At 68.9% G+C, this 26,105-nt stretch carries 27 protein-coding genes and 1 pseudogene; 11 read left to right on the forward strand and 17 right to left on the reverse strand.

Features of this window, described 5'->3' with window-relative positions; translation table 11 throughout:
- Positions 1 to 46 precede the first annotated feature (46 nt).
- Both MRBLWH7_RS09405 and MRBLWH7_RS09410 read left to right on the forward strand, forming a co-directional pair.
- Positions 47 to 613, forward strand: coding sequence for a hypothetical protein (locus MRBLWH7_RS09405; RefSeq protein ID WP_342001486.1), 567 nt, complete (start codon positions 47 to 49; stop codon positions 611 to 613).
- Between the two features lie 208 nt (positions 614 to 821).
- Entirely contained in the window at positions 822 to 1,010 is a 189-nt protein-coding gene (locus MRBLWH7_RS09410) for a hypothetical protein (RefSeq protein WP_342001488.1), read from the forward strand.
- Between the two features lie 227 nt (positions 1,011 to 1,237).
- On the opposite strand, the gene MRBLWH7_RS09415 is transcribed toward MRBLWH7_RS09410, so the two are convergent.
- A complete protein-coding gene (locus tag MRBLWH7_RS09415; RefSeq protein ID WP_342001490.1) occupies positions 1,238 to 2,041 on the reverse strand; it encodes a nuclease-related domain-containing protein in 804 nt (267 codons plus the stop codon).
- Positions 2,042 to 3,322: 1,281 nt separating this feature from the next.
- Here MRBLWH7_RS09415 and MRBLWH7_RS09420 point away from each other — a divergent pair.
- From MRBLWH7_RS09420 to MRBLWH7_RS09450, 7 genes and pseudogenes are all read left to right on the forward strand, one after another.
- On the forward strand, positions 3,323 to 4,153 hold the full coding sequence (locus MRBLWH7_RS09420; protein ID WP_342001492.1) for a pyruvate, water dikinase regulatory protein: 831 nt from the start codon (positions 3,323 to 3,325) through the stop codon (positions 4,151 to 4,153).
- A 48-nt stretch (positions 4,154 to 4,201) separates the two neighbouring features.
- Positions 4,202 to 6,607: a phosphoenolpyruvate synthase gene (gene ppsA, locus MRBLWH7_RS09425; protein WP_342001494.1), complete on the forward strand. Its 2,406-nt coding sequence runs from the start codon at positions 4,202 to 4,204 to the stop codon at positions 6,605 to 6,607.
- A gap of 192 nt (positions 6,608 to 6,799) precedes the next feature.
- Positions 6,800 to 7,179: pseudogene (locus MRBLWH7_RS09430) on the forward strand (recombinase family protein).
- 92 nt (positions 7,180 to 7,271) lie between these two features.
- Positions 7,272 to 7,523 carry a ribbon-helix-helix protein, CopG family gene (locus MRBLWH7_RS09435; protein WP_342001991.1) on the forward strand — a complete coding sequence of 84 codons (252 nt, stop codon included), beginning with the start codon at positions 7,272 to 7,274 and terminating at the stop codon, positions 7,521 to 7,523.
- Positions 7,520 to 7,759 carry a toxin gene (locus tag MRBLWH7_RS09440; protein WP_342001496.1) on the forward strand — a complete coding sequence of 80 codons (240 nt, stop codon included), beginning with the start codon at positions 7,520 to 7,522 and terminating at the stop codon, positions 7,757 to 7,759. The genes MRBLWH7_RS09435 and MRBLWH7_RS09440 overlap by 4 nt, the downstream gene beginning before the upstream one ends.
- A 394-nt stretch (positions 7,760 to 8,153) precedes the next feature.
- Positions 8,154 to 8,297 carry a hypothetical protein gene (locus tag MRBLWH7_RS09445; RefSeq protein ID WP_342001498.1) on the forward strand — a complete coding sequence of 48 codons (144 nt, stop codon included), beginning with the start codon at positions 8,154 to 8,156 and terminating at the stop codon, positions 8,295 to 8,297.
- Positions 8,298 to 8,303: 6 nt separating this feature from the next.
- Positions 8,304 to 8,711 carry a hypothetical protein gene (locus MRBLWH7_RS09450; protein WP_342001500.1) on the forward strand — a complete coding sequence of 136 codons (408 nt, stop codon included), beginning with the start codon at positions 8,304 to 8,306 and terminating at the stop codon, positions 8,709 to 8,711.
- Positions 8,712 to 8,791: 80 nt separating this feature from the next.
- Here the strand turns inward: MRBLWH7_RS09450 and MRBLWH7_RS09455 are convergent, their stop codons facing one another.
- The gene (locus MRBLWH7_RS09455) at positions 8,792 to 9,640 is read right to left on the reverse strand and encodes a DUF808 domain-containing protein (RefSeq protein WP_342001993.1); all 849 of its coding nucleotides are present in this window, start codon (positions 9,638 to 9,640) and stop codon (positions 8,792 to 8,794) included.
- Between the two features lie 165 nt (positions 9,641 to 9,805).
- On the reverse strand, positions 9,806 to 10,153 hold the full coding sequence (locus MRBLWH7_RS09460) for a hypothetical protein (RefSeq protein WP_342001501.1): 348 nt from the start codon (positions 10,151 to 10,153) through the stop codon (positions 9,806 to 9,808).
- A gap of 138 nt (positions 10,154 to 10,291) precedes the next feature.
- Here MRBLWH7_RS09460 and MRBLWH7_RS09465 point away from each other — a divergent pair, with 138 nt between their 5' ends.
- Positions 10,292 to 10,612, forward strand: a complete 321-nt coding sequence (locus MRBLWH7_RS09465; RefSeq protein WP_342001502.1) for a GNAT family N-acetyltransferase — start codon at positions 10,292 to 10,294, stop codon at positions 10,610 to 10,612.
- A gap of 259 nt (positions 10,613 to 10,871) precedes the next feature.
- Here MRBLWH7_RS09465 and MRBLWH7_RS09470 read toward each other — a convergent pair whose 3' ends face one another.
- The 8 genes from MRBLWH7_RS09470 to MRBLWH7_RS09505 form a co-directional block, all read right to left on the reverse strand.
- On the reverse strand, positions 10,872 to 11,585 hold the full coding sequence (locus MRBLWH7_RS09470; RefSeq protein WP_342001504.1) for a head GIN domain-containing protein: 714 nt from the start codon (positions 11,583 to 11,585) through the stop codon (positions 10,872 to 10,874).
- 214 nt (positions 11,586 to 11,799) lie between these two features.
- Positions 11,800 to 12,477 carry a signal peptidase I gene (locus MRBLWH7_RS09475; protein ID WP_342001506.1) on the reverse strand — a complete coding sequence of 226 codons (678 nt, stop codon included), beginning with the start codon at positions 12,475 to 12,477 and terminating at the stop codon, positions 11,800 to 11,802.
- Complete coding sequence (locus tag MRBLWH7_RS09480; RefSeq protein ID WP_342001508.1) at positions 12,474 to 13,385, reverse strand: hypothetical protein; 912 nt, start codon at positions 13,383 to 13,385, stop codon at positions 12,474 to 12,476. The genes MRBLWH7_RS09475 and MRBLWH7_RS09480 overlap by 4 nt, the downstream gene beginning before the upstream one ends.
- A complete protein-coding gene (locus MRBLWH7_RS09485; protein WP_342001510.1) occupies positions 13,382 to 13,978 on the reverse strand; it encodes a hypothetical protein in 597 nt (198 codons plus the stop codon). Before MRBLWH7_RS09485 ends, MRBLWH7_RS09480 begins: the two co-directional genes overlap by 4 nt.
- 74 nt (positions 13,979 to 14,052) lie before the next feature.
- Positions 14,053 to 14,625, reverse strand: a complete 573-nt coding sequence (locus tag MRBLWH7_RS09490; protein ID WP_342001512.1) for an alternate-type signal peptide domain-containing protein — start codon at positions 14,623 to 14,625, stop codon at positions 14,053 to 14,055.
- Between the two features lie 388 nt (positions 14,626 to 15,013).
- A complete protein-coding gene (locus tag MRBLWH7_RS09495) occupies positions 15,014 to 16,099 on the reverse strand; it encodes a glycosidase (protein ID WP_342001514.1) in 1,086 nt (361 codons plus the stop codon).
- Positions 16,100 to 16,506: 407 nt separating this feature from the next.
- A complete protein-coding gene (locus MRBLWH7_RS09500) occupies positions 16,507 to 16,821 on the reverse strand; it encodes a TraR/DksA family transcriptional regulator (RefSeq protein WP_342001516.1) in 315 nt (104 codons plus the stop codon).
- Between the two features lie 83 nt (positions 16,822 to 16,904).
- Complete coding sequence (locus tag MRBLWH7_RS09505) at positions 16,905 to 17,069, reverse strand: hypothetical protein (RefSeq protein WP_342001518.1); 165 nt, start codon at positions 17,067 to 17,069, stop codon at positions 16,905 to 16,907.
- A 437-nt stretch (positions 17,070 to 17,506) separates the two neighbouring features.
- Between MRBLWH7_RS09505 and MRBLWH7_RS09510 the strand changes: the two genes are divergently transcribed.
- Positions 17,507 to 18,364: an NmrA/HSCARG family protein gene (locus MRBLWH7_RS09510; protein WP_342001995.1), complete on the forward strand. Its 858-nt coding sequence runs from the start codon at positions 17,507 to 17,509 to the stop codon at positions 18,362 to 18,364.
- A 17-nt stretch (positions 18,365 to 18,381) separates the two neighbouring features.
- On the opposite strand, the gene MRBLWH7_RS09515 is transcribed toward MRBLWH7_RS09510, so the two are convergent.
- The 6 genes from MRBLWH7_RS09515 to MRBLWH7_RS09540 all read right to left on the reverse strand — a co-directional run bounded on the left by MRBLWH7_RS09515 (position 18,382) and on the right by MRBLWH7_RS09540 (position 26,064).
- Positions 18,382 to 18,708: an antibiotic biosynthesis monooxygenase gene (locus MRBLWH7_RS09515; RefSeq protein ID WP_342001520.1), complete on the reverse strand. Its 327-nt coding sequence runs from the start codon at positions 18,706 to 18,708 to the stop codon at positions 18,382 to 18,384.
- A 9-nt stretch (positions 18,709 to 18,717) separates the two neighbouring features.
- Positions 18,718 to 20,760, reverse strand: coding sequence for a VWA domain-containing protein (locus MRBLWH7_RS09520; protein ID WP_342001522.1), 2,043 nt, complete (start codon positions 20,758 to 20,760; stop codon positions 18,718 to 18,720).
- Between the two features lie 981 nt (positions 20,761 to 21,741).
- Positions 21,742 to 23,130 carry an AAA family ATPase gene (locus tag MRBLWH7_RS09525; RefSeq protein WP_342001524.1) on the reverse strand — a complete coding sequence of 463 codons (1,389 nt, stop codon included), beginning with the start codon at positions 23,128 to 23,130 and terminating at the stop codon, positions 21,742 to 21,744.
- A gap of 192 nt (positions 23,131 to 23,322) precedes the next feature.
- On the reverse strand, positions 23,323 to 24,042 hold the full coding sequence (locus MRBLWH7_RS09530) for a hypothetical protein (protein ID WP_342001525.1): 720 nt from the start codon (positions 24,040 to 24,042) through the stop codon (positions 23,323 to 23,325).
- 56 nt (positions 24,043 to 24,098) lie between these two features.
- The gene (locus MRBLWH7_RS09535) at positions 24,099 to 25,394 is read right to left on the reverse strand and encodes a HAMP domain-containing sensor histidine kinase (RefSeq protein ID WP_342001526.1); all 1,296 of its coding nucleotides are present in this window, start codon (positions 25,392 to 25,394) and stop codon (positions 24,099 to 24,101) included.
- Positions 25,387 to 26,064 (reverse strand): response regulator transcription factor, encoded by a 678-nt coding sequence (locus tag MRBLWH7_RS09540; protein WP_342001527.1) that lies wholly within the window; start codon positions 26,062 to 26,064, stop codon positions 25,387 to 25,389. Before MRBLWH7_RS09540 ends, MRBLWH7_RS09535 begins: the two co-directional genes overlap by 8 nt.
- Positions 26,065 to 26,105: the final 41 nt, after the last annotated feature.

A 26,105-nucleotide genomic window follows, 5' to 3' on the forward strand; every position in this document is an offset into this window, starting at 1 on the left:
GGAGGCCGACACGGTCACACCGTACCCCCCGCCGGAGACCGGCGTCATGGACGCTGGCACGTACCTCGTGACCGGCTACACGGTGCCCTTCGAGATCACGGTCCCCGACGGCTGGACGACCTACGACGGCGCGGGCGTGGGCAAGGACGATCCGGATCTCCCGGATTCATGGAATGCCACAGTGATTTTCTACCCTGCGCAGTATGTGCCGGCGGACGCATGCGCCTGGCGGGGCAAGCTCGTCCAGATTGACCCGACGGCTGAGGCGTTCGTCGATGCGATGACGGCGCAAGCGTCGGCGGTGAGCACCCCTCCCGTCAAGGTCGTGGTGGGCGATTACTCCGGTGTCGAGTTCGATTACGCCGTCGAGAGCGACGTCGACTTCACCGACTGCGACGGCGGCAGGTTCTGCGTCTACTCGGAGTCGGCGCAGGACTGCAATGGTCGCGTCTACTCGAGGGAAGGCGAGCGTGAAACTTACCTCGTGGTCGACCTGAACGGCGAGCGCGCCGTGATCGCGTTGGGTCAATCCGACGAATCGATGGATCCGGCGCTGATCGAAGAGGCACGCGCCGTCTTCGACTCGATCGAGTTCGTCCGACCCGACGAGTGACGGTGGACCCGTTGTGGGCGTCAGCGGCGTGAGCGGGACGAGTGGCGGTAACGGGTACACGGGGCGCTGACGATATGGATCGGTTGCGTGCGGCGCGGCCTTGCTCGTTCTCCATCGACGCGAACGCGCGTGTGCTGTGGGCGGCGAAGCCCGCGGCATCATGGGTATCCACGAATAGATCTTCGAGACAACAGCGACCAGGACGATCGTGTCCACGACCGAATCATTCGCCGGCTCACCGGTCGACGGACCTCGCGACGTGCTCCAATCTCAGCTCGACTTGTCACTCACCTCGTGGCTCGAAAAGCTCAAGACCGCGGGCGAAGCGAACGAGGCGCACGCGGTCGACCATCCTCTTCTTTACCTGTTCGCGATGAGCGTCCCCAACGGAGGCTAAGGAGACCCTGTCGTCGCGCCGAGCATGACGTGTTCCATACGGTCCCCGGTGGCGAGGGAGGCTGTCCATCGCTTGCCCGCAGGTCGGCTTGCCTGTCGCCCTCCGCGGCCCAGCGAGCGCACGCACGCGCGCCTCTTTCGCGCAGTGCCCGGATATGGATCGCGTGCGAATACGGTGGTCCCGGGCTTATTGGCGAGAGGCTTCCGGGGAACCGACCTCAGTGCTGACTATCCGCGGAGGAGCGATGAGTAGGCGTTGACCGCGAGCGTGGCGGCGACTGCCACGGAGCCGGCCATTATGGTCATCACCCACAGCGCACGCGCACGACGCGCGCTATCGACCTCGTGGCGAAGCGCGGCAAACGCTTGAATGTCGACCTCTGGCGCCTGGACAGAGGGTGCAGCCCAGTGATCCCGCTGTCCCAACGCGATGGTGAGGCGCTCCCGCACGTCCGCATCGAGTGTGGTGGGGCAGCGATTGAGCCAGCGGACCAATTCAGTGTCACGGAGTACCGCCACGTCTGCGGGTCGCTCCCGAATTGTGATGCTGCGGATCCCGACCAGAACGATTACGGGTCGAGTGTCGATCGGCAGTCCCGTGATCGCCGTGAGTGCTCGTGTGACGCGCTGCGCCTCGAACCGGGAGTTGCGGAGGTGGTCGGTCTTCTGGCCGCTGACGAGCAGTCGCTTGCTGCCGACCCAGATGCGGGCATCCTCGTGGAACTTCGTGTCGATCGTGAAGACGCCCGCTGTGCCGATGACGACGTGATCGATATCGCTTCCACGCTCTCCGATCGGGACGGAGTGCAGGACGGTCCACCCGGCCCCGAGCTTGGCCAACTGTTGCGCGACTTGCAGTTCGCCGAGTGCACCGAGGTACCAGGGGCGCGAGTCGTCCGAGAGCGGCGATCGACCGAACAGACGCGAGACACCTGATCGCGTGGGAACGCTGGACTGGGTCTGTAGGCAGGCGGCGATCACCGCAGCGGCAGGAGTGCTTCCGAACTGTTCCGTCGGGTCTCTCGTCGTCATCGGCGCCGACGCCGCCGGGCTGGGGTGAGCTGGAGCCAGACTGCCCCCACGACGATTCCCGCGAACAGAAGAGCTATCCACGGGTTCGCCGTGAGCGCTGCCCACAGCATGCCGAATCCCGTGGCGAAGCCGTCCCCAACGACTTCCCGAAAGTCGATCATGCGGTCAGCCTAGGGTGGGTGACGACGCCGCACCTGGATACACGCGACCGGCAACGTCCCCCGATCGCGCAATGTCCGTAAACGGATCGCAGTCGCGTGGAGTTCTCTCAGCTCCAGGTGCGCGCCGTCCGCATCGAGTCCGGAGTCGTGAGGCGACGTCGGCGTGTCCGGTGCGCGGGACAAGTCACGGGTTGAACTGAGCAAAGAGTCAATCGTTCACATGCCGAATTGCTTGGAGGGTGTCGTCTGGGACCAATATGGTGGGCGCAGGCGGAGCCCGTGTCTGGTTGCGTCGCACGGCATCCCCAGTGTCGGTCCCTCCCCAGTGGACGCGTGACGCGTCGGGCGATGCTTAGGTCCCTCGGACGTCTCAGCCACAATCTGTTACGTCCGAGGGACCGCCCTGCGCTAGCGGCGAAGTTAGCGGTCCCCTGCCCCAGAACTCCCCAGCTCAGCGTGTGGTCGAGTGAGTCGCCAGGACTCCGACACATCACGCTTCCACTCACCCTAAGTGTCCCCCTTTCGGGGGACAAGGCATCGACGGCATCGGGGCGAGTCTGCGGGAGACTTTCTCGGCATCGAGGGGTTCGCGGATCGCGACCATGGCAAGCCCGCGAAGTGGGCGTGGCCCGGGAACGTCCCGTGAGCGCGCCGGCGATCCCTCCGGATCGCCGCGAGTCAGGCCGATGCCTTCGATCTGCTCGAGCTCGCGACGGAGCGGATGCGCGACGGACGTCCCTATCGTGCCGATGCCCGCATACGGATCGCGTGTCGACGACATGGAACCCGCACAGCTCAAGCACCTCGCGCGACTTTGGGTTCGCGGATGAGTTAGCGCCGGAGGAGAGCCGCCGCGGGAGTGGCACGAGCGTCTGTAAGAAATCCGACCGTGGATCTTCTCACAGGGCGGACACTCGCCGCGATCTGGGAGTCGATCGGGTAATCGACGCCCTTCCCGCGACATCGGAGCCCTTGCCGCCTGACTCAGCGATGTCGGCCGTCTGGAGGCGCGACGAGGGATCGCACACATATCACCATGTCAAGAACAGGCCATCTTTCACTCTCACGTTCACGTAGGTTCGGGGCATCAGCTCTGTAGCGTCAATGCATGCAGGCGCTGATGACCGATGGACGAGCCGCGTCCTCGCGTCGCTCGGCGTACTTCGTCTCCGACAGCACGGGCATCACGGCCGAAACCTTGGGCAACGCCCTGCTGGCGAACTTCCCGGGCTTCGCCTTCGTCCGGCACACCGTCCCGTTCGTCGACACTCCGGACGGCGCGGCGAACGTGGTGCGCGACATCGCGCGCGACGCCGACGCGGGTCTCGCTCCGATCGTCTTCACAACGACCAAAGATGCCGCGGTCAGCCGCACGCTCGCGGCCGCACCCGCCACCATCATCGATCTGCTCGGCGGGCACCTCACGGAGCTGGAGTGTGCGCTGGGGACGACAGCATCCGAGCAGCTCGGCCAGTTCCACACGCTCGGCGACACGACGCAGTACTTCGCCCGCATGCGGGCCGTCGAGTACGCGATCGAGCACGACGACGGGCAGAGCTCGCGGGCGCTCGACATCGCGGACGTGATCATCGTCGCGCCGAGCCGTTGCGGCAAGACGCCGACCACGATGTACCTCGCCCTCCAGTACGGACTCCTCGTCGCGAACTACCCGCTGACCGACGAGGACTTCCCGACCGACGGGCTGCCGCGCCTCGTCGCCCCCTACGCCGCGCGCTGCTTCGGCATCACGACCACGCCGCTGCGCCTGAGCCAGGTGCGGCACGAGCGCCGACCGGACTCGCGCTATTCGAGCCTCGCGCAGTGCACCCTCGAACTCCGCCGGGCCGAGGACCTCTATCGACGCAACCGCGTGCCGTTCCTCAACTCCTCGACGAAGAGCGTCGAGGAGATGTCCGCCGTGATCCTGCAAACCCTCAGACTCCGCGCGTGATCCACCCTCAATCCAACCTGACCTGATCCCCTCACGAAGGAGAGCACTATGAGCAGCATCCTCTGGTTCCACGAACTCAGCATGACCGACCTGCCTCAGGTGGGCGGCAAGAACGCGTCACTCGGCGAGATGGTCTCGAACCTCTCGCATCTCGGCGTGCGAGTGCCCGGCGGCTTCGCGACGACCGCCGACGCGTATCGCGACTTCCTCGCGCACGAAGACCTGCGCGGGCGCATCCGCGACGCGATCGCGGGCCTGGACGTCGACGACGTGACCCGGCTCACGCACGTGGGCACCGAGATCCGGTCATGGATCGAGGAGCACCCGCTCCCCGAGGCCCTCGAGCGCGACATCCGCTCCGCTTTCGACAGCCTGGTGTCCACGGATGCCGAGCCCGAGACCGTCACGTGGGCGGTGCGCTCCTCGGCGACGGCCGAGGACCTTCCGGACGCGTCGTTCGCCGGCCAGCAGGAGACGTTCCTCAACGTCGGCGGCATCGACAACGTGCTCACCGCGATCCGGCAGGTCTACGCCTCGCTCTACAACGACCGCGCGATCGCGTACCGCGCGCACCACGGCTTCGACCACGACGAGGTCGCGCTCTCCGCAGGTGTGCAGCGGATGGTGCGGTCGGATGTCGGCGCCTCCGGCGTCATGTTCACGGTCGACACCGAGTCCGGGTTCGACGGCGCCGTCTTCGTGACGAGCTCGTACGGGCTCGGCGAAGCCGTCGTGCAGGGCGCCGTGAACCCTGACGAGTTCTACGTCTCCAAGCCCGCGCTGCGCGCCGGCCGGCCCGCGGTCCTCAAGCGCTCCGTCGGCGAGAAGGCCATCGCGATGCGATACACCGACAGTCGCGAGGCCGGTTCGAGCACCGCGTTCGTCGATGTCCCGCATGCGGAGCGCATTCATTTCTCCATCACCGATGCCGAGCTCGAGGAGCTCGCGCGCCACGCGCTCGTGATCGAGGAGCACTACGGCCGCCCGATGGACATCGAGTGGGGCAAGGACGGCGTCGACGGCAACCTATACATCCTCCAGGCCCGTCCCGAGACCGTCGTCTCGCGCACGTCCGCGAATGTCATCCGCCGGTTCCGGCTGCACGAGCGCGGTACGGTCGTCACGGCGGGCCGCGCGATCGGGCAGCGGATCGGCGCGGGCCCCGTGCGCGTGCTCACCGATATCGCGCAGATGGCCGAGTTCCAGACCGGCGATGTGCTTGTCGCCGACATGACCGATCCAGACTGGGAGCCGATCATGAAGCGCGCCGCGGCGATCGTCACCAATCGCGGCGGCCGCACATGTCACGCCGCGATCATCGCGCGCGAGCTCGGCATCCCTGCCGTCGTCGGTGCGGGCGACGCGACCCGCACCCTGCGCGACGGCCAGGCCATCACCGTTTCGTGCGCCGAGGGCGACACCGGCTTCGTGTACGACGGGATCCTCGACTTCGCCGAGGAGGAAACGTACCTGGATCGGATGCCGGAGGCTCCGGTCAAGATCATGATGAACGTCGGTACCCCCGACCAGGCCTTCTCGTTCTCGCGCCTCCCCCACCGCGGCGTCGGGCTGGCGCGCCTGGAGTTCATCATCAACCGGCAGATCGGCATCCACCCCCGCGCGCTCCTGGAGCACGACACGCTGCCCGCCGGGCTGCGCGACGAGGTCGACGAGCGCATCGCGGCGTACCCGTCGCCGCGCGACTACTTCGTGCAGCGCGTCGTCGAGGGCGTCGCGACGATCGCGGCGGCGTTCCATCCTGAGCCGGTAATCGTGCGGATGAGCGACTTCAAGTCGAACGAGTACGCCAACCTGATCGGCGGCGAGCTGTACGAGCCGCACGAGGAGAACCCCATGCTCGGCTACCGCGGCGCCTCGCGGTACATCTCGCCCGACTTCCGCGAGTGCTTCGACATGGAGTGCGAGGCGCTGAAGTTCGTGCGCGACGAGATGGGGCTCGCGAACGTCCAGATCATGGTGCCGTTTGTGCGCACCGTGGCCGAAGGTCACTCAGTCGCCGAACTCCTCGCGCAGAACGGGCTGCGCCGTGGCGAGAACGACCTCAAGGTCGTGATGATGTGTGAACTACCGACCAACGCGCTGCTCGCCGACGACTACCTTGAGTTCTTCGACGGATTCTCGATCGGCTCGAACGACATGACGCAGCTGACCCTCGGCCTGGACCGCGACAGCGCCCTCGTGGCGAGCACGTTCGACGAACGCGACCCGGCAGTGCTCAAGCTCCTGTCGATGGCGATCGAAGCCTGCCGCCGGCAGGGCAAGTACATCGGCATCTGCGGCCAGGGCCCAAGCGACCACCCCGACCTCGCCGCATGGCTCGTCGACCAGGGCATCGAGTCGGTGTCGCTCAACCCCGACACCGTCGTCGACACGTGGCTCCGGCTCGCCGGCGGCGCACCAATCGGACTGCCGGCCGACGGGAGCGCCGTGTGACGGTCGGCGAGAAGAAGCGCCTTAATAGCGGCAGCGTTGGGGTAATGACCGGATAGGCCTACTGGCAGAGACACGCATAGCGATCGCGGTCGCGCGCTCCCATGCCCGCTCGCTATGGGCCTCGTGCGGGCGATGCCCGAATGCGGATCCATCCCGGGTGCGCCTGCGCGCTGCGAGGAGCACGCTCGCGGCATGAATGGAATACAGATTGGCTATGCCAGAGTCTCCACCGCCGATCAGGACCTCACGTCACAGCGGGATGCGCTGCTGGGACTCGGGGTTCTCGATTCGAACATCTACGTCGATCACAGGCTAACGGGCACGAACCGCGCACGGCCCGGATTGAGAGAGGCGCTTGCCGCGGTTCGGGAAGGGGACACCCTCGTCGTGACGAAGCTTGATCGGCTCGCCCGGTCGGTGCGGGGATGGCCGTGGCCCGCGCGAAAGGACATCTGAAAGGCAAGCAGCCCAAACTGTCCGAGTTGTTCAACGTCTCGCGCGCCACCGTCTACCGCGAACTCCAGCGCCGGCGCGTGGCATTCCTCGCCGCCTGCGGCGTACATGTCTTCTGACACCTGCCAATGCCGCGGCTACAGCCGCTGCCGTCGCAGCGGCCAGCGGCCCGCGGCCCGCGGCCGCGGCCGCGGCGCGATCCGAGTGACCCATTCACTGCGCGAAAGCCTGGAGTGAGTCCGAGCAGATCACGGCATGGGCAAACGAGGCCGAAGCCGGCTACGACGTAGACGCTCTCAAGCGCCGCGGACGCGGACGCCCAGGGCGGGGAGCGGAGCCCGCACAAGTGGTCGCGCTCCGTCTGACCGCCGACGAACTCGCCGCCCTTGACGCCCGTGCCGCCCGAGAACACAAGTCACGATCGGAGTTGATCCGCGAGGCGATCGCCGCGTACGCGGCGTGAACATCCACGACGCCGCCCTCAAGGACGGAATCGCGCCAGACGACATCCGGCAAGCGGCCTCCTGGCCACTATGGATTGAAGACCTCGACGAAGACTCTCCCGCGCGCCAGCTGCGACTCGGCTTCGACACACAAGGGCGCCTGCTCGAGACCGTCGTCCTCGTCTTCGACAGCGGCAACGAGCTCGTGATCCACGCCATGAAGGCGCGCCCAAAGATGCTCAACCTCCTGCCCTGAGATCCCGCCGACACCAACGTCGCACCGGCCGCCGAGAGCCCGTCACGGCCCCCAACCGGGCATTGCACGCACGCGGACCGGCTACCGTGCGAACGACTGGGTGAGGCGACGAGCGTGGGATGCTCGTGCTCGCGAGAATGTCGCCAGAATCGACGAGGGCGATGATCGTCGGGCCGAACCCTGTGCCGACGAGTGTTGCTGCGGGACACTATTGCCAAGGCGCAGTTGCGCGCATTGCTTGACAGCTCCAGGGCGAAAGGGGAGCGCGTGAGATGGACAGCGTGCAGATCGATGCCGACTCCAGCTCTGCCCCAGATCTACCGCGCCCGGCAGAGCTGAGTATCCTCCTGGCGCGCTCCTCGGTGTCACCTGGGCCGCCGGTTTCCGGGCCTTCATGGCGGAGATCGCAGGCCCGGAGTCTACGTTCGGCTGGTACGCGACCTTCGTCGCCGTGCTCGGCGGCGCAGGAGTCGTCGGCGGGCTGCTGGGCTGGGCGGACCAAATCCGGCGCACGGGCGGTCGGCTGCACTGGCGGTAGCTCGCCTTGTCGCCGCTCATCCTGGGCCTCCTTCCCCTCACGGTGCCGGGGACCCTCGCAGCGCTCTCGCAGGGCATCGGCACGGCCGGGATGGCCGTCGCGCTCATCGCCATCGGCCTCGGTTACGGCCTCGGCGGCCGGGGACGCACCTGGCGCCGCGTCGTCATCGGCGTCTTCTCAGCTCTGGCGGCGGTCGCCCTGGTGGCCTTCACCCCGGTAATCAGCGAGGGGCGGATCTCGTTCACCGATCCGCGCGGCGCATGGGCGGGAACACTTGCACTGGGCTCCATCCTGGCGCTCGGTCTCGCGACGTCGATCCCGTTCAGACCGGTGCTCCCTTTGAGCCGATCTGCCGGTGTGCCGCCCACCATGTCCACGGACCCTTCGCCGAGCTCAGCGCGATCGAACGATTGAGACGGTCAAAGTTTCGGCCTGGCCCACAGTCCTCCGTCAATGCGGAGGGTCAACTGGCGCCTTGCGCTTCAGAACTCTCATCACCGCGATACGATCCCCGCGATGATCAGTCCGAGCGCCAGGCCGAACAAGCCCGAGAGCGCTGTGTCGACGATCCACACCACAACCGGCCCGAGCGATTCCACCGCATGCGTGGCGGCGTGCAGCAGATTGTACGGGCCCGCCCAGAAGGTCTGCGCCAGATTCGCGATCACCAAATGGCCGCCGACCCAGAGCATGGCCACCGTGCCGATAACGCTGATGATGCGGAACACCGTGGGCATGGAGCGCACGATCCACTCACCGGTGGCGCGAACCCGGCCGACCGAACTCTGCGCCATTCCTAGTCCGACGTCGTCGATCTTCACCAGCAGCGCAACGGCGCCGTACACGAGCAGCGTCATAGCGAGAGCGATCACGGACAGAACGCCGAACGTCATCCACAACCCGAAATCACGGTCGAGACTTGCCAGCGCGATCAGCATGATCTCCGTGCTCAGGATGAGGTCTGTGCGGATCGCACCGAACACGAGCCTGCGTTCGTCCCGCGGTTCGTCCTGACCGGGTCCATGGTGGGCTCCGAACCACTCCATGACCTTCTCAGCGCCTTCGAAACAGAGGTACGAGCCTCCCACAATGAGCAGCCACGGCAGCACCCACGGTGCGAACGCGGTGAGCAGCAGAGCGAGGGGGATGATGATGATGAATTTGTTGACCAGACTTCCGAGTGCGATCTTCCCCACAATCGGCAACTCGCGTGCGGGAGTGACTCCCTGCACGTACTGCGGAGTGACGGCCGCGTCATCGATCACCACGCCGGCGGTCTTCGCGCTGGCTTTGACGGCGGCGGTGAGGATGTCGTCCACGACTGCGAGCAAACCGACCGACATGCTCAAACCTCCGCGCTGGACCTCCGACGCGCGGGCGCGCGCCGATCGGACTTCATGCACGCTAATGCAGCCTCGCCGCCTCGACAAACGGGTTGCGTTCAGGCGACCACTCCCTGAGCTTTCAGGCGCCACGGCCCGAACGCATGACCGGCCCACTGCGATGCTCTAACCATGGGGAACCAAGTCGGCTTCGCGGGAGCGCTCATTTTGCCGCGATCGTGGGCTGCCGAGGTCACCTTTCGACGCCCATCTGGCCAACCCAAGGCCTCGGAGCGCGATGGGGCCGATGGTGACAGTTGTGGTGGCGCTGAAGATCTTCTGTTCCGGACTCGTGTCGAATCGCTCCGCATCGGCGGCCGCGATGGGACGAAGCTGGTGCAGAGCCTGCAGTCTCAGGTTCAGCGAGTCGCCGCGGCTCTCGGCGACGAACCGCCACACGTCACCGGCGTCCTCTGCCTTCTCGAAGCCGACTGGCCTCTCATCGGCGGCTCGTTCACGGTCGATGGTGTGCACTCTTGTGGCCCCGCCTGCTGTCAAGCGCATAGTTGAAGCACCACCGCAGAATGTCGAGGTCGGCCGCATCCACACCCGCCTTGCGACGGCTTCCCGAGCGCCTGACCAGAGGCCTGCGACGTTCGCTATGGTGCTGAGGTGCTTCCCCCAGACACCGCGGGAGTTCGTTTTCGCGAGATGCTGCCGACCGACATCGATGACATGGCTGACCTCGTGGGAGATCCCGAAGTGATGCGGTTCTACCCCGGACCGAAGACTCGCGAGCAAGCCGCGGCCTGGATCGCATGGAACCAACGCAACTACGCAGAGCACGGTCACGGGCTCTGGATCATCGAGACGCACGAGGGCGACTTCGTCGGGGACTGCGTGGTTCCGGAGCAGGGCCGACCAGCAGGCGTGGCGAGAGCGGTACCCGGCGAAGCTGGAATTCCGACCGCAGGAGATTCGGGGATGCGGTGATCTCTGGATCGCGGAGGGACTGCTGAGCTACGACGGAAGTGACCCGCTCCATTTCGTGAAGATCATCCACTTCAGAGGCGAACGGGTCGACCGCGAAACGCTCTACTTCGCTGAACCGTTTCCTGCGCCCGACTGGCGTCAACCATGGACCGCTCCCGGGCCCAGGCCGAGTCGACAGGACGATCTCCCTGCGCGCATCTCGGGCGGGCAGTGACACACCAGGCATCGACGTCGGCCGTCGACTCTTCACGGAGTCCGCTCAGCGGCGCACGACATCCCCCGAGCCCGACACGCGCACGTCGGTGCTCGGATCACCGGAGTACGTGACGCGGCCGCTGCCGGAAAGGTCGACCGACAGGCTGTCGCTCGCCGAGATATCCACCTCGCCCGACCCGGAGAGGGTGACGACGGCGTCCTGCGCCTCGAGCTGTTCAGCGTCGACGTTGCCGCTGCCCTCAAGGTCGATGGATAGCTCGGCGGCCGAGCCCGTCAAGGTGACGTCGCCCGACCCCGAGATGCGCACCTCGACACGATCGGCCGCCAGGCCCGACCAGTCGACGTCGCCCGAGCCATCGATATCGAGCTGCACTGTGCCGTCCGCCGAGACCGTCGCTTCGACATCGCCCGAGCCGTTCAGTTCGATCAGCTCCAACCGTCGCAGGGTCAGGTCGTAGCGCACGTCGCCCATCCCCATCGTGAAGCCGGGCGCGGAGTCCAGCACGAGGGTGTCGCCGTCCACGGCGGACGTGAGACGGTCGATCGCCCCCTCCGGCGCGTGCACCGTCAGCGCCGGCTCGCCCTCCGAGACGACAAGATCACCGGATGTCTCGAGCACCACGTGCGACACGTCGCTGATGTCTCGCTCCTCAGAGGTCATCGGCCCGACCGGGATCATCATCGAGCACCCCGACAGGGCGACCACCGACGCCGCTATCACGACGGCGCTGAGGCGGCGGCATCCGTGTGCGTTCACCGGTCGCTCCTTCCGCGATCGAAGGTGTGCCGTGAGATCTACGGTGGCCCTCGACTGCCCTCGCCAATAGGGGGCGAAGCCGCGAAACTTTGAGCGCCCCAGCCACACCCGCTGTCACCATGATGGAAGACCGAACGCGCCGGTGCCACCCCTCCGGAGTCACCCGACGCACTGACGAACGATGCGGCCGACGCGCCCAGCGCGGTTTGCAGGTTTACCGGTGCGCGCGGCGAGACGAGGCTTCCGCAGAGCGGCGGGTTGCGGCATCCGTCTTCTTCCGTCGATCGCGAACGGCCCCGCCGACCGACACCGCGGCGTAGAGGAAGAGCGAGCCGGCGACGACCGCCAGCACGATGGCGCGGTTCGAGCCGTTCAGCACGTTGTTCACCCAGCCGAGCAGCGGCAGGCTGTACCAGAGCGTGCCGCGGATCTGCACGGGGTTCACCGGCGCAGGGTCGAGCGTGTCGTTGTTGTCACCCTTCGTGATGAAGGTCAGCTCGCCGTCGGCGTAGGTCTTCGACACCACGCGGTGGCTCACCACGGCCGCCTCGCCCGAGCTGATCTGATACGTGATGACGTCGCCGACGCGGATCTCGTCCACCGGCGTCGGGCGGATGACGACGAGCGTTCCGGGCGGCAGGCCGGGCTCCATCGACTGGGTGAGCACCGTCATCGCACTGCCGCCGATGACGGCGGGCAGGCCGACCACGGCGACCGCGACTCCGAGCAGCAGCACGAGGATCGACGCGCTGACCGAGACGGCGAGGTAGTGCAGCAGGCTCTGTCCCTCGTCACCACGGCGGGCGTCGGCGCGACGGGTTCTGCGCGACGACGGCTCGGCCGCGCCGAGCGTCGGGAGGGTGGTCGTCGACACGGGAGTGGAGAGGGTCATGGCATCACGCATTCGTACTTGATGTTGGAGTTGCCGACGGCGGTCCGCCGTACCAGGAGGGTGGAGCTGTCGGACGAGACGGTGCCCGCCGCGGTCTTCTCGGTGGCGACGATGCGGAGCTCGTGGACGCCGTCCGCCGCGATGTCGGTGGCACCCAGAACGACGGACAGGGTGGCGGCGCTGGAACTCAGTTCCTTCACGACGACGTTCGCGGTGTCGACCACGCGGTACTGCAGGGTCGCGCCCGCGCCGCGGTTCGTGGGGGCGGTCCAGCTCAGCTGCACCCCGTGCGGCGGCGCCTGCACGCAGCTCGGAGCGCCCGCGGCGGCGAGACCGTAAACCGACTGGGTGAAGACGGCGGTCGTCGCGGTGGTGGTCCAGCTCGTGCCGACGACACCCGTCACGGCGAAGGTCGCCGTCACGGCCTGCCCCGCCATCGACGAAACGCTCTGCGCGTCGAGCTGCGTGGCGACGCACACCACCACGGATGCCCCGGGGGCGAGCGTGCGCGCCGCGGCCGGCAGAGCGGGCGCGGCGTTGGCGAGGGTCGTGTTCTCTGCCGTGCTCGGGGCGGTGGTCCCGCAGGCGCTGCCGGTCCACAGGCGCAGCGCGATCTTGTCGGCGAGGGCCGGGCTGCTGCCCGCGCCGAGCTGGGTGGCGAGCGTGTACGACAGCGGCGCCCCACCGGTGTTGGCGATCGTCAGCTGGCCGGCCGCCGGGGTGCTCGTGTCGGCACGGTAGGTCGTGGTGAGCCCGCCCGTGAGCTGCACCGTGGTGGCGACCGTGGTGGACGAGACGGATGCCGTCACCGGCGCGCTCGCCATCCACGCGGCGGCCGCGCCGCCCGCGCCGCCGAGCACCGCGAGGGTGACGAGCGCGGCGATCGGGCCGAGCAGGCGGCGGATCATCGGCGCACCTGCGTTCCCGAGATGGTGATGGTGAGAACGGATGCCGCTCCGCCGGCCGCTGCGGCAGGCGCGGCCTGCGGCAGGCCGACGCCGATGCAGAGCAGCTGCGACGCGCCGGGGGCGAGGGTGAGGCGCAGGTCCGACGCCGCGGCGGCGCCGACGCCGGTGGTCACCGCGGCGGCGATGCGGCCGGCGGCGCAGTCTGCGGCCGAAGCGGTCTGGCCGACGGTGACCGCCACCGAGCTCGTGAACGGCGTTGTCGCCGTCGAACTCGTCACCGGGTCGATCGTGAGAGCGAGCGGCGTGGTGCCGGTATTGCGCACCGTGGTGGCCGCGTAGATCGTGCGACCCGGGTACAGGCCCGTGGCCGAGAGGTCGAGGGGCGTGGCGGTGACGCCGGATGACCCGGCCTGCAGCGTGACCGCCGCAGCCACGGGTGCCGCCGCCGTCCAGAGTGCGAAGGTGCCACCGCCGGCGAGGATGCCGAGCACGATCGCGCCCGCCGTGCCGAGTGCGCCGAGCAGCATGCGCCGCGGAGCCGCCGCACGGCGGGCGTCGCGCCGTGCGGCGTGGCGGCGGGTGCGGCGGCTCATCGCGGTTCCTTCTCAGTGTCTGACGGACGTGGAACCGGAGACCCGCCTCTCGGGCAGAGACGGGCCCCCGGGGCTTACTTGGTGTTCTGCGTGAGGCTGACGGTGAGCTCGTCGAGCGTGACGGCACCGTTCATCGCCGCGTTGTTGCCGCCTACGACATCGCCGTACGGGAAGGCGATGGTGACGGTGACGGTGACGTCCTGGCTGACGACGTCGCCGGCCGGGGTGACGGTGAACGTGGGACCGGTGCCGGTGATGCCGGCACCCGAGGCCGTGAGGACCGCCGAGTCGGTGAGGTAGCTCGCGAGGGCGATGTCGGCGGGCTCCGCCGGGTCGGCGGGCGCGATCGACGAGTCGGTCAGGGCGAGCGTCGCGCTCAGGCTGTCGCCCTCGGCGCCGACGTTCATCGTCTTCGTGTAGGTGAGCACGTCGCCCGGGACGATCGCGTAGTCCGCGATGTCGATGGCAGAGCCGTTGGCGGTCCAGGTGCCGGCTTCCTGCGATGCCTCGACGACCAGGTTGCCCGCGACGATGGATGCGCCCTCGGCGGTCGCCGACGAGTTCCAGGTGGCGAAGGTGCCCGCGCCGCCGAGCAGCAGAACGACACCGGCGGTGGTGGCGATGGAGGCCTTGACGATCTTCTTCATGGGAGTGTCCTTTCGCGGGCGGCGCCCGCTTGTTCTGGTGAGGAGCGAAAGGTGCGGGTGGGCAGTCGGTGAGATTTCCGATCGCTCCTCGAGCACGACCCCAGTCTTCGGCCCGCACCGCAAGGTGCCGCCGAGCAAACGTCAGCGGTACCGCAAGATCGCGCGAAGGATCGAGCGGACCACGGAGTGCTTCCACAAGAAGCGCAAGATCAGCGCAAGACTGCACTGAGACGAACGGCATCGGTGCTCCGTCACCGGAGGACGGACACGTCGCCCGATCCGGTCAGGACCCCGAATAGTGGTGAGACCCGCGGATCATCGCGCGACGCCGGGCGGCGGGTTCCCAGCGGCACGCTCGTCGAGGTCGGCATCCGTCCCGCACGAGACCTCAGGGCTCGACGCGCACGAGCTCCGCGACACCGATCGACGAGTCGGCCATGCCGTAGAACACGAAATGCCGGTCGCCGATCTTCTCGATCGCGGTGGGGAAGACGACGTTGCTCAGCGTGCCGTGGATCTCTTGCGGAGTCTCGGGCTCGAGAAGCGGCTCGGTCGTGCGTGCGATCACGCGCCGGGGGTCGTCGGCGTCGAGCAGGATCGCACCGACGGCGTAGCGCGAACCCGGGGCGAGCGAGAAGCCCGTGGGCAACTGACCGGCGACGCCGTGGTGCAGCAGCAGCCACCCCTCGGGCACGCGCAGCGGGGGCGGGCCGGCGCCGATCTTGGCGGACTCGAACTCCGCCACCGGACCGGCCACCGGGGCCGAGTCCTCGACGTAGGTGAGAGCGGTGAGGTCGCGCTTGGCGGCATCGAGGTCGATGTAGCCGATCCAGATCGATGCGCGCACGTCGTCGACGCCCGCGGGCGGGCGCACGCCCTCGCCGGGCCGCAGCCAGTCCAGGTCCCACATGGGTCGATGCAGCAGCGCGAGCTTCGGCTCGCCGTCGGGGCCGGGCACCGGCTCGGGGAAGAAGACGATGTCCTTGTTCGTGTAGAGGTTGAGGTCGGTGTCGAGCTCGGGCTGATAGGCGAACCGCAGCGGGCCGAGGCGCTGCCACGAGATGGTGTCGTGCGACACGGCGAGCGCCGGCTTCGGGCCGAACGGTCCGAACGCGATGTACGACATGACGTGGACGCCCAGCGGTTCGAGGAAGGTGATGCGCGGGTCCTCCACCCCGGCATTGCGTCGGCCGTACTCCCAGCCCTCGTCGGGTGCGAGCACCACGCCGAGCCGCTCGACGCCGACGGGCACGCCGTCCTCGATGACGACGCGCGCCCGGCCGATGCGCGAGACGTTCGCCAGGGCGACGATGCGCGGGTACAGGTACAGCTCGCCGTCGCTCCCCCACGCCGTGGCGGGGTTGAGCACGCCTTCCAGTTCGAGCGGGTCGCTCACATTCGCCGTCATGAGGGTTCCCACCCGCCGCAGCGCGTAGGGCACCCGCTGCGTGGTGACGGTGTCGGGTTCGGTCATTCGGACCCCCGTGGTCGTGTCGGTCCCTGCAGGGCGAGCGGCGCAGGACGAACGGATGCCTCCTTCCGCGGCCGCACCGCGGTTGAACAACAGGATCGCCCACCCCGCCGCAGCGCGCCAGAGCGACGTCGACCTCGCGCTCTGCGCACCCGCCGCGCCGCGGCATCCGTTCTCGTTCTGGACCCGGTCAGCCCATCGCGACCCAGCGCGCGGTCACGCCGCGGAACGTGCTCGCCTGCTGAGCCGCTGGGTCGCTCGATCGGTCGACAGGAACGCCACGCGACTCGGAGAACCGATCGGCGAGGCGCCGATGCACCGTGCGATGGCCGTCTCGCGGTCGGAGGAGGTCGTCGTCGCGAGCTTCGTGACCGACGGGAGCGCGGGACGGGATCGCCACGGGCTTGCGGTTACGCGGCGTCAGCATGGCTCTGACATTCGATGCAGGCGGCGGCGTGCGGGAGGACCTCCAGCCGCGCGGGTGCGATCTGCCTTCCACACCGGGTGCACTGGCCGTAGGTGCCTCCGGCGATCCGGTTCAGCGCCGCGCTGATCTGCTCGATCGCGGCCCGGTGGGATGCTGCCGACTGGTATGCGACCGGGTCGACGCTCGGGAGGGCGAACGGCTCGAGCTCCTGGAGGACGGCCAGCCGTTCCTCGAGCTGCCGCTCAAGCTGGCGCTGCACGTCGGCGATGGTGCCGGAGTCGGGGGCTTCGATGGTCATGTCCTGCTCCTTGGGTACAAAAAAAGCGCCGCATGTGCGACGCGCTGGGTGTGTCCGGTTGGACCGATCGAGGAGATCGGTCATCACGGGGGCGCGACGCGGCGGATGGGCTGCGGGAACAGTCCACCCGCGGTGCTCCGCCGGGGCGGCAGCACTTCGTGGCGGGCGCCGGCGATTTCGACCACGGACGTCACCACGGAGGCGTCGGTGAGACGCTCCATGCGGTGGGGACGGGCCATCGTGGTCATGGCCATCACCATAGCCCGGTTCCAGAAAAAGGCAAGTCAGCGGTTTTTTCGTGGCGGGGGTGCAGCGAATTGACTTTCCCGGGAAGCCGACTATGGTCATGGGTTCACCCGCCAGCCAACAGGGGAAGCGAGTCGTCATGTCAGGCAGATCACCGCGAGCACGCGACACCAAGAAGGTCGCTCAGTCATCGATCAAGCAGAAGCGCGCGGAGAAGCGCGCGAGCGCGGAGTCACGGGCGTTCATCAAGCCACGCAAGGGCGCGTCCGGTTGACGAACGGCGCGGGCTCCTCGCCACGAGGGGCCCGCGACATCCTTCGATCACTCCGCGGGGCACCGCCGCGGTGCACCACCGCGAGGCGTCGCCCGCGGCGACCTTCCGCCGTACAATCGGCGCAGGCGCAACGGAGCGCCAACTCTCGCGTGGGAAGTGACGTCCATGTCGACGACGGGGCGAACGATCGCGGTCCTCGGTGCCACGGGCCGCCAAGGCGGTCAGGTCGCGCGTCATCTGCTCGACGGTGGATGGAAAGTCCGCGCGCTCACCCGCAGCCCGGATGCCGCCGAGGCGGCTGAGCTGAGGCGCCTCGGCGCTGACGTCGTGCGCGCCGACCTCGAGGATCCGGCGTCGCTCGACGCGGCTTTCGCCGGCGCGTACGGCGTCTACAGCGTGCAGCTGCCGAAGTCCGGGTCCATCGAGGTCGAGCTCGGCCAGGGCCGCAACGTCGGCAGCGCGGCGGCGGGTGCCGGCGTCCAGCACGTCGTGTACGGGTCAGCGGGATTGGATGATCAGAAGCGGGGCATCGAGCAGTGGGATGCCAAGATCGAGATCGCCGAAGGGTTCAGACGGCTCGGCCTTCCGCTGACCGTCCTGCGACCGATGGCGTTCATGGAGCTCATGACCGACGCGGCCTACTTTCCGCAGAGTTCGACCTGGTACACGATGCCGAAGCTCTTGGGAGACGACTATCGCGTCGCCTGGATCAGCGTCCGTGACCTCGGGGCCATTGCTGCCAAAGCCTTCGCCGATCCGCAGCGCTTCATCGGGCGGGACCTGAACCTCGTTGCGGACTCCACGTCGATCTCGGAGTGCAGAGAGATCTACCGAGAGGTCCGCGGCCGCAAGCCGGCCCGCTTCCCCATGCCGTTGTTCCTGTTCCGCCGATTCGTCGGCGACGACCTCATCAACATGTGGCGCTGGCTGCACGACAACCCGGTGAATGCCGATCCCGCCGAGACACGCGAGATCCTGCCTGAGGCGATGGATGTGCGTGCCTGGCTGAGCAGCACGAGCTGAGGAGGCGCGACCAGCACTCAGAGCGCGGCGGCGGGTCCGAGCTCGACGAGGAGCGGAGTCATCGTCGTCCACGTCGTCGGTGTGTCGACGAACGGAGCGACCCGACGGTCCAGCTCGGCGAGCGCCGGCGTCTCGTTGTGGCGGTCGAGATGCGCACGCGAGGCCCACTTCTCGATCAGCACGATCGTCCCGTCTTCGGCGTCGTGGATGGCATACAGAAGGCAGCCCTCCTCGCGATGCACCTCAGGAAGGTAATCGTGCAGCGCCTCGATGAGTTCGCCCTTCGCCTCCGGGCGCGGTGTGAACACTGTGACGACCACCACGGCCTCCGTGTCTTCGGCCATGTTCCCTCCTCACCACCACCACGATCGCCCGTGGAGCATGTCGCCGAAATCCTCCGGCGTCCCACGCCCGGTGTGCCGCGCGCCGAGGTAGCTGTCGACCACCGCGCGCCCGAGGTCGTCCAGCTCCGGCGCCACCACGTGCCCGCCCGCGCGCCGCGCGAGCGCGTCGATGAACCGGGCCAGACCCGGATCCTCCCCCAGGCGGAAGAACGTCGTCTGCGCGCCGAGCCGCTGCACGTTGTCGAGCTCGCGCACCGTCACCGCGACCGTCCGCGGGTCCGGCGGATACGAGAAGAACACGCTCCCGTCGGGGCGCAGGTGCGACGTCGGCTCGCCATCCGTCACGATCAGCAGCACCGGCTGCGCCGCCGGGTTCTTGCGGAAGTGCCGCTGCGCGAGCAACAGGGCGTGCTGCAGGTTCGTGCCCTTGTCCCACACGGCATCCTTCGCGGTGAGCTGCTCGATGTCGATCACCTCGGCGTGACGGGCGAACGCGATCAGCTGCAGCTTGTCGCCACGGAACCGCGTCGAGATCAGGTGATGCAGGGCCAGCGCCGTGCGCTTCATCGGCACCCAGCGGCCGTCCATCGCCATCGAGAAGGACGTGTCCACGAGCAGTGCGACCGCGGCCTGCGTGCGCTCCTCGGTCTCGACGACCTCGACATCGCGCGTGTCGAGCCGCACCCCGCCCGACACCTCTCCCCCGTCGAGCACCGTCCGTAGCACCGCGTTCGACACCGTGCGCGGGATGTCCCACGGCTCGGTGTCGCCGAAGGCCCACTCGCGCGTCGAACCCGTGCGGTCGCCGGCGGCCCCCACATTCCGCGTCTCACGGCGACCCGTGCGACCCGACTGCCGCGTCGCGATGTCGCGCAGCAGCGCACGCCCCAGCTGCCGCATGGCCCGCGGGGTCAGCCTGAGCTGTCCGTCGGACGCGCGCTGCAGCATCCCGGTATCCCTCAGCTCCTGCTCCAGCTCGCGCAGCGTGCGGGCGTTGACGGCGGCGTCCTCGCCGATGAGCCGCTCGAGCGCGTCGAGATCGATGTCGTCCATGCGCGCGCCCGGGTACATCTGGCCGAGCTGATCGGTCAGCGAATCGAGATCGGAGAGGTCCTGCATGATGCCGGTCGCCTCGCCGAGACCCGTCGGCTGATCGCCGGAGAAGGATGCCGAACCCGACCAGTCCTCGCCGGGCCGGAGCGAACGCAGATTGTCGTCGAGACGCGAGAGCGACTGCATGAGGTCGGGCGAGCCGAACGCCTGCTCGGCGAGGCTGAGCAGCTCGTCGCGCTGCTCAGGGGTCATGGAGTTGAGCATCCGCTGCGCCGCGGCGGAGCGCTCGGAGAGCGTGTCGAGGAGCTCGTCGAGGTTCTGCGGATTCTCGGGGAACTGATTCCCGTGCTTGCGCATGAACTCGTCGAAGTCCTCCTGCGTGTCTTCGCCGAGCCGGCGCTTCTCGAGCAGGTCGTTGAGATCGTTGAGCATGTCGCGGATCGCCTGGCGATCAGCATCCGTCGCGTTCTCGAGCGCGTTCTTCATGCCGGCGAAGCGCTGATCCAGCAGCTCGCGGCCGAGCAGCTCGCGGATGCGGTCGTAGTCGGCACGCGCGGTCGGGCTCTGCCACTCGTAGTCGGCGAGGTCGTTGACGGCCGCCGCGGTGCTGGTGGGGAGGCTCTCGAGCCGCATCTCTGAGAAGGCGCGGACGTCGTCGTCGAGATCGACGTCGCGGACGAGGTGCTTTCGCTCTTCGAGGACGGCGTGGTCGAGGAGGCGGCGGACCTCTTCGAGCGTGCCGTCGAGGCGGTGGCGCTGGGTGAGCTGGGTCCGGCGCTCGCGGACGCGGCGAGCGAGTTCGTCGAGGCCGGCGCGGTTCTGGTCGCCGCGGCGGAGGTATTCGCGCATGGCGCGCTCGGCGGAGGTTCCTTCCATGACCTCGCGGCCGATCGCCTCGAGCGCCGACTGGATGGGGACGGGAGGCGCAAGGGGGTCGCCGCCGGCGTAGCGGCCGTAGCGGGAGGTGTGCGCAGGGGTGCGGTGGAAGGAGCGCGGCATTACGAATGCCTCGGGGAGGGGTTGCGACCGCGTTCGGGGCGTTTCGACTCGCTCCGCTCGCTCAACGAGCGAGTCCCCGGCGAGAGGGACTCCGGCCCCCGGTCGTTGAGCGGAGGGCGCTCTAGCGCCCGAAGTCGAAACGCCTCGAGAATGCGCTCCGCGCCGGATCCGGGGCGTTTCGACTCGCTCCGCTCGCTCAACGAGCGAATCCCCGGCGAGAAGGACTCCGACCCCCGGTCGTTGAGCGGAGGGCGCCCCAGCGCCCGAAGTCGAAACGCCTCAAGAATGCGCTCCGCGCCGGATCCGGGGCGTTTCGACTCGCTCCGCTCGCTCAACGAGCGAATCCCCGGCGAGAAGGACTCCGACCCCCGGTCGTTGAGCGGAGGGCGCCCCAGCGCCCGAAGCCGAAACGCCTCAAGAATGCGCTCCGCGCCGGATCCGGGGCGTTTCGACTCGCTCCGCTCGCTCAACGAGCGAATCCCCGGCGAGAAGGACTCCGACCCCCGGTCGTTGAGCGGAGGGCGCCCCAGCGCCCGAAGCCGAAACGCCTCAAGAATGCGCTCCGCGCCGGGTCCGGGGCGTTTCGACTCGCTGCGCTCGCTCAACGAGCGAGTCCCCGGCGAGAGGGACTCCGACCCCCGGTCGTTGAGCGGAGGGCGCCCCAGCGCCCGAAGCCGAAACGCCTCAAGAATGCGCTCCGCGCCGGGTCCGGGGCGTTTCGACTCGCTCCGCTCGCTCAACGAGCGAGTCCCCGGCGAGAGGGACTCCGACCCCCGGTCGTTGAGCGGAGGGCGCTCTAGCGCCCGAAGTCGAAACGCCTCGAGAATGCGCTCTGCGCCGGGTCCGGGGCGTTTCGACTCGCTCCGCTCGCTCAACGACCGAGAAAGGGCGGGGCGTTTCGACTCGCTCCGCTCGCTCAACGAGCGGGAATAGGCGGGGCGGGGCGGGTCGACTTGCTCGTCCGGCGGGCGGGAGGTGACGTCAGCCATAGACCGTCTCACCGCCTGCGCTGTCTTTGCCGATCTTCTTCTCGAGGTACAGCGACTCGAGAAGGAGCTCCAGCGCGCCCGCGCGCTCACCCGGTGTGCGAGCCTCGAGGCGCTCGGCCACCTGGTCGTACAGGTCCGACTCGCCCAGCACCGGCATCGCCGACAGCACCTCGGCAGCCGGAACCTGCTCGCCCGTCATCACGGTCGCACCGGTGTGCAGCGCGTCCGCGAGAGCCCGCGAATCAAGACCGCGCAGGTGCGCCCGAGCCGTGTCCGCCACCGCAGTGCGCAGCAGGTGCTCGAGGATGGCGCGCTCACGGCCCTCCTCCCCCGTCTCGAACTCGATCTTGCCGCCGAGCACGTCGACGGCGGTCTCGAGGTCCACCGGGCGGGCGACGGCGACCTCTTCGTGCTGCCGCGTCGCGCGATGCAGGGCGGCAGCGGCGATCGTCTCGGCGCCGGCGATCGCGAACCTGGCGGATACGCCCGCGCGCTGGTCCACGGCATCCGATTCCCGAAGGTTGCGCGTGAAGCGCGCGAGGATCTCGAGCAGGTGGCCCGGGACCTCGGCGACGAGGTCCGCTTCCTGCCGGATGACGGCGATCTCCTCGTCGATGGTCTGGGGGTAGTGCGTGCGGATCTCGGCGCCGAAGCGGTCCTGCAGCGGCGTGATGATGCGGCCGCGGTTGGTGTAGTCCTCGGGGTTCGCGGTGGCGACCACGAGCACGTCGAGGTCGAGGCGCAGCACATAGCCGCGGATCTGGATGTCGCGCTCCTCCATGACGTTCAGCAGCGACACCTGGATGCGCTCGGCGAGGTCGGGCAGCTCGTTGATCGCGACGATGCCGCCGTTGCTGCGCGGCACGAGCCCGTAGTGGATCGTCTCGGGGTCGCCGAGCGAGCGGCCCTCGGCCACCTTGATCGGGTCGACGTCGCCGATGAGGTCGGCCACCGACGTGTCGGGGGTGGCAAGCTTCTCGGCGTATCGCTCGCTGCGGTGGCGCCATTTCACGGGGAGATCGTCGCCGAGCTCACTTGCACGACGGACGGATGCCGGGGCGATGGGGTGGAACGGATGCTCGCCGAGTTCCGACCCGTCGATGACCGGGCTGTACTCGTCGAGGAGCCCGTTGAGGCTGCGGAGGAGCCGGGTCTTGCCCTGGCCACGTTCGCCCAGGAGGACGATGTCGTGGCCGGCGAGGATGGCCCGCTCGAGCTGGGGGATGACGGTGGTGTCGAAGCCGTGGATGCCCGGCCACGGGTCGCCGCCGTTCGCGAGGGCGGCGAGGAGGTTCTCGCGCATCTCGATGCGGACCGGGCGGTAGGTGTGACCCGATGCGCGCAGCTGACCGGCGGTGGTGATCGCGGGTGAAGGCGTCATGTCGGCACGCTACGCCTGGTGCGCGCGGGTCGGGGCCGGATCGGAGGAATTCCTCAGGCTCCCCCGCAGATCGTCGCGGCCGCGCGCTGAGAACGACGCCGACCGGGCTTATGCAACGCGGGCGTCCCGATCGACGCGAAGGACGGCGACCGCCGGCGTGAGCCGGAGCGGTCGCCGCCCTTGGTGGCGCCCTCAGTCGTCGCTGTCGGTCCCCGTCGCGACCACCGCGAACTCGGCGTCCAGATCGAGCTCGACGAACTCGCCGGCGCCGGTGAGGACCGTGACGTCCCACGGGGACGTGCTGTCGTCATCGGCCTCGATCTCGACGATGCGGCCGTCGGCCTCGGCGAGCGCCGCGTCCACGATGGCCGCGATCGTATCGGCGTCGAGGACGTGCTGCGGGGCGCCGTCGTCGTCGGCGGACTCGGTGGAGACGACGGATGCCTCGCCGCCGGCGTCGACGCGGACCTCGGTCTCGGAGCCGTCGGCGACCTCGAGCGTCACCTCGGCGCTGCCGTCGCGCTTGAGGTCGATCGACGTGGGCTCGCCCTCGCCGGCGGCGGAGGCTGCATCGATCATCGCGACGAGGTCGTCGGCGGAGTCGGTGCCGAGGTTCGACACGTCGCCGCTCGTGCTGTCGTCGCTCGAGTCGTCTCTCGAGTCGTCGTCGCGGCGGTCATCCGACACCGACGACGCGTCGTCGTCTGCCGCGTCGGCGATCTCTGCACCGACGGCGATGCCGCCACCGGCGAGAAGCGCCGCGGCGAGCACCGCACCGCCGCCGATCAGCCAGCCGCGCGTGCGGCTGCGCTTCGGGAGGGGAGCGGGTGACGGCGTGGCCGTGGCGGCCTCGGCACGATCGGCGGGCTGAGCGGCGGGGGAAGTCTCGGGGGTGCTGTTCTTGTCATCCATGCTTCGATGGTGCCGAGCGGTCGCTGAAGCAGACCTGAAGCATCCTGAAGCTCCGTTCAGCGTGCCCCGGGCAGGTCGACCGCGAACCGTGCGCCTCCGAGTGGCGAGTCCTCGACACGGATGCTGCCGCCCTCCGCCTCCGCGATCGCACGCGCGATCGCGAGCCCCAGGCCGCTGCCGCCGGCGTCGCGCGCGCGGGCCTCGTCGAGCCGCACGAAGCGCTCGAAGATGCGCTCGCGCTCCGCGAACGGCACACCCGCACCGTCGTCATCGACCGTGAGCAGGACCCGCCCATCGCGCTCGAGCACGCCGATCGCGACGGCGGTTCGCGCGTGGCGGGCCGCGTTGTCGGCGAGATTGCGCACCAGCTGACCCAGCAGGCGCGCATCCCCGGTCACCCGCGCCGCGTGGACGCCGGACGCATCCACCACCGCACCCGCGGCGCGGAGCCGGTTCGCCTCGGCGAGCGCGAGGTCGTCCACATCGACGTCGCCCCGCTGCATCACCGCCCGCTCGTCGAGCCGGGTCAGAAGCAGCAGGGCATCGACGAGCTCCTGCATCCTGAGGCCCTCGTCGTGCACCACCCCGGCGAGGTCGTCGACGGAGGTCGCCTCGGGGTGCACCTGCGCCAGCTCGGCGTGCTGGCGGATGGTCGCCAGGGGCGAGCGCAGCTCGTGCGACGCGTCGGACACGAAGCGGCGCTGCGCGGTGGCGGCAGCATCCAATCGGTCCAGCATGCGGTTCATCGTTCCCGCGAGCGCGGCGATCTCGTCGCCCGACGGCGGAACGGCCACCCGCCGGTCGAGGCGATCGGCGGTGATGTCGTCGACCTCCGCACGGATGCGCGAGACCGGGCGCAGCGCCCGCCCGACGACCCACCACGTGATCCCGGCCACCAGCGCGACGACGGCGACGACGGCGACCGACAGCAGCATCGCCACCGTCGCGAGCGTCTGCTGGTCGTCCTCCACCGGCACGGCGAGGAGCAGCGTGCCGTCGTCGAGGTCTTCCCGCACGACGAGCATCGGCTCGTCGTCGTACGTGACGGTCCCCTCGGAATCCGGCAGGTCTGCGCTGTCGGCCTCCTCGGAGGCGGCGACGACACGGCCTTCGTCGTCGAGCACCTGGGCGAGGTCGTCGTCGAGCTCGGTCACCGCCGAAAGGCCCTCGGCGTCGATCCGCGCGGCGAGCTGCTCGGCACGCGTCTCCGCCGCGCGGACCGTCGCGTCATGGACGCTGGCCGACAGGATGCCGTAGAACGCCAGCGCACCCACCACCAGCGCGGCGGCGACGACGAGCGTCGCGACGGCCGTGATGCGCGTCCGCAGCGAGCGGCGTCGCGGCTCAGCCACCGTCCGCCGCCAGTCGGTAGCCCGCCCCGCGGATGGTCTCGATCGCGGCCCGCCCGAACGGCCGGTCGACCTTGCGCCGGAGGTGTCCGACGTACACCTCGACGATGTTCGGGTCGCCCTCGAAGTCGTCGTTCCACACGCCGGCGATGAGATCGCGCTTGGAGAGCACCTGCCCACGATGGCGGATGAGGTGCTCGAGCACGGAGAACTCCCGCGACGTCAGGTCGAGCTCGGCGTCACCGCGCCAGACCTTCCGCGCTCCCGGGTCCAGCCGCAGGTCCCCCGCTTCGAGCACCGTCGGCCGCTCGATCCCGCCGCGGCGGATCAGCGCACGCAGCCGGGCGACGAGTACGGCGAACGAGAAGGGCTTGGTGACATAGTCGTCGGCGCCCGTCTCGAGCGCTTCGACCTGGTCCCACTCGCCGTCCTTGGCCGTGAGCATGAGCACCGGCGTCCAGTTCTCCTCCGCCCGCAGCGCCTCGCAGACCTTCCACCCGCTCATGCCCGGCATCATGAGGTCGAGCACGATGGCGTCGTACGCCGTCTCGCGCGCCCGCCACAGTCCGTCCACGCCGTTGTGTGCGACATCCACCCCGAAGCCTTCGGCCTCCAGCCCGCGACGGATGCCGTCGGCCAGGCGCACCTCGTCATCCACCACCAGAATCCGCATCCGCTCCAGTCTGGCCCGCTGCGCCTGAATCCACCCTGAAG

This window comes from Microbacterium sp. LWH7-1.2, from assembly GCF_038397755.1.
In the GTDB taxonomy this organism is placed as follows: Bacteria; Actinomycetota; Actinomycetes; order Actinomycetales; family Microbacteriaceae; genus Microbacterium.

Coding starts and splice junctions, on each gene's coding strand:
- MRBLWH7_RS09405 (WP_342001486.1), top strand. CDS start 47: ATGGACGCTGGCACGTACCTCGTGACCGGCTACACGGTGCCCTTCGAG.
- MRBLWH7_RS09415 (WP_342001490.1), bottom strand. CDS start 2,041: ATGACGACGAGAGACCCGACGGAACAGTTCGGAAGCACTCCTGCCGCT.
- MRBLWH7_RS09420 (WP_342001492.1), top strand. CDS start 3,323: ATGACCGATGGACGAGCCGCGTCCTCGCGTCGCTCGGCGTACTTCGTC.
- ppsA (WP_342001494.1), top strand. CDS start 4,202: ATGAGCAGCATCCTCTGGTTCCACGAACTCAGCATGACCGACCTGCCT.
- MRBLWH7_RS09445 (WP_342001498.1), top strand. CDS start 8,154: ATGGCGGAGATCGCAGGCCCGGAGTCTACGTTCGGCTGGTACGCGACC.
- MRBLWH7_RS09455 (WP_342001993.1), bottom strand. CDS start 9,640: ATGTCGGTCGGTTTGCTCGCAGTCGTGGACGACATCCTCACCGCCGCC.
- MRBLWH7_RS09475 (WP_342001506.1), bottom strand. CDS start 12,477: ATGACCCTCTCCACTCCCGTGTCGACGACCACCCTCCCGACGCTCGGC.
- MRBLWH7_RS09480 (WP_342001508.1), bottom strand. CDS start 13,385: ATGATCCGCCGCCTGCTCGGCCCGATCGCCGCGCTCGTCACCCTCGCG.
- MRBLWH7_RS09485 (WP_342001510.1), bottom strand. CDS start 13,978: ATGAGCCGCCGCACCCGCCGCCACGCCGCACGGCGCGACGCCCGCCGT.
- MRBLWH7_RS09490 (WP_342001512.1), bottom strand. CDS start 14,625: ATGAAGAAGATCGTCAAGGCCTCCATCGCCACCACCGCCGGTGTCGTT.
- MRBLWH7_RS09495 (WP_342001514.1), bottom strand. CDS start 16,099: ATGACCGAACCCGACACCGTCACCACGCAGCGGGTGCCCTACGCGCTG.
- MRBLWH7_RS09500 (WP_342001516.1), bottom strand. CDS start 16,821: ATGACCATCGAAGCCCCCGACTCCGGCACCATCGCCGACGTGCAGCGC.
- MRBLWH7_RS09505 (WP_342001518.1), bottom strand. CDS start 17,069: ATGACCACGATGGCCCGTCCCCACCGCATGGAGCGTCTCACCGACGCC.
- MRBLWH7_RS09510 (WP_342001995.1), top strand. CDS start 17,507: ATGTCGACGACGGGGCGAACGATCGCGGTCCTCGGTGCCACGGGCCGC.
- MRBLWH7_RS09515 (WP_342001520.1), bottom strand. CDS start 18,708: ATGGCCGAAGACACGGAGGCCGTGGTGGTCGTCACAGTGTTCACACCG.
- MRBLWH7_RS09520 (WP_342001522.1), bottom strand. CDS start 20,760: ATGCCGCGCTCCTTCCACCGCACCCCTGCGCACACCTCCCGCTACGGC.
- MRBLWH7_RS09525 (WP_342001524.1), bottom strand. CDS start 23,130: ATGACGCCTTCACCCGCGATCACCACCGCCGGTCAGCTGCGCGCATCG.
- MRBLWH7_RS09530 (WP_342001525.1), bottom strand. CDS start 24,042: ATGGATGACAAGAACAGCACCCCCGAGACTTCCCCCGCCGCTCAGCCC.
- MRBLWH7_RS09540 (WP_342001527.1), bottom strand. CDS start 26,064: ATGCGGATTCTGGTGGTGGATGACGAGGTGCGCCTGGCCGACGGCATC.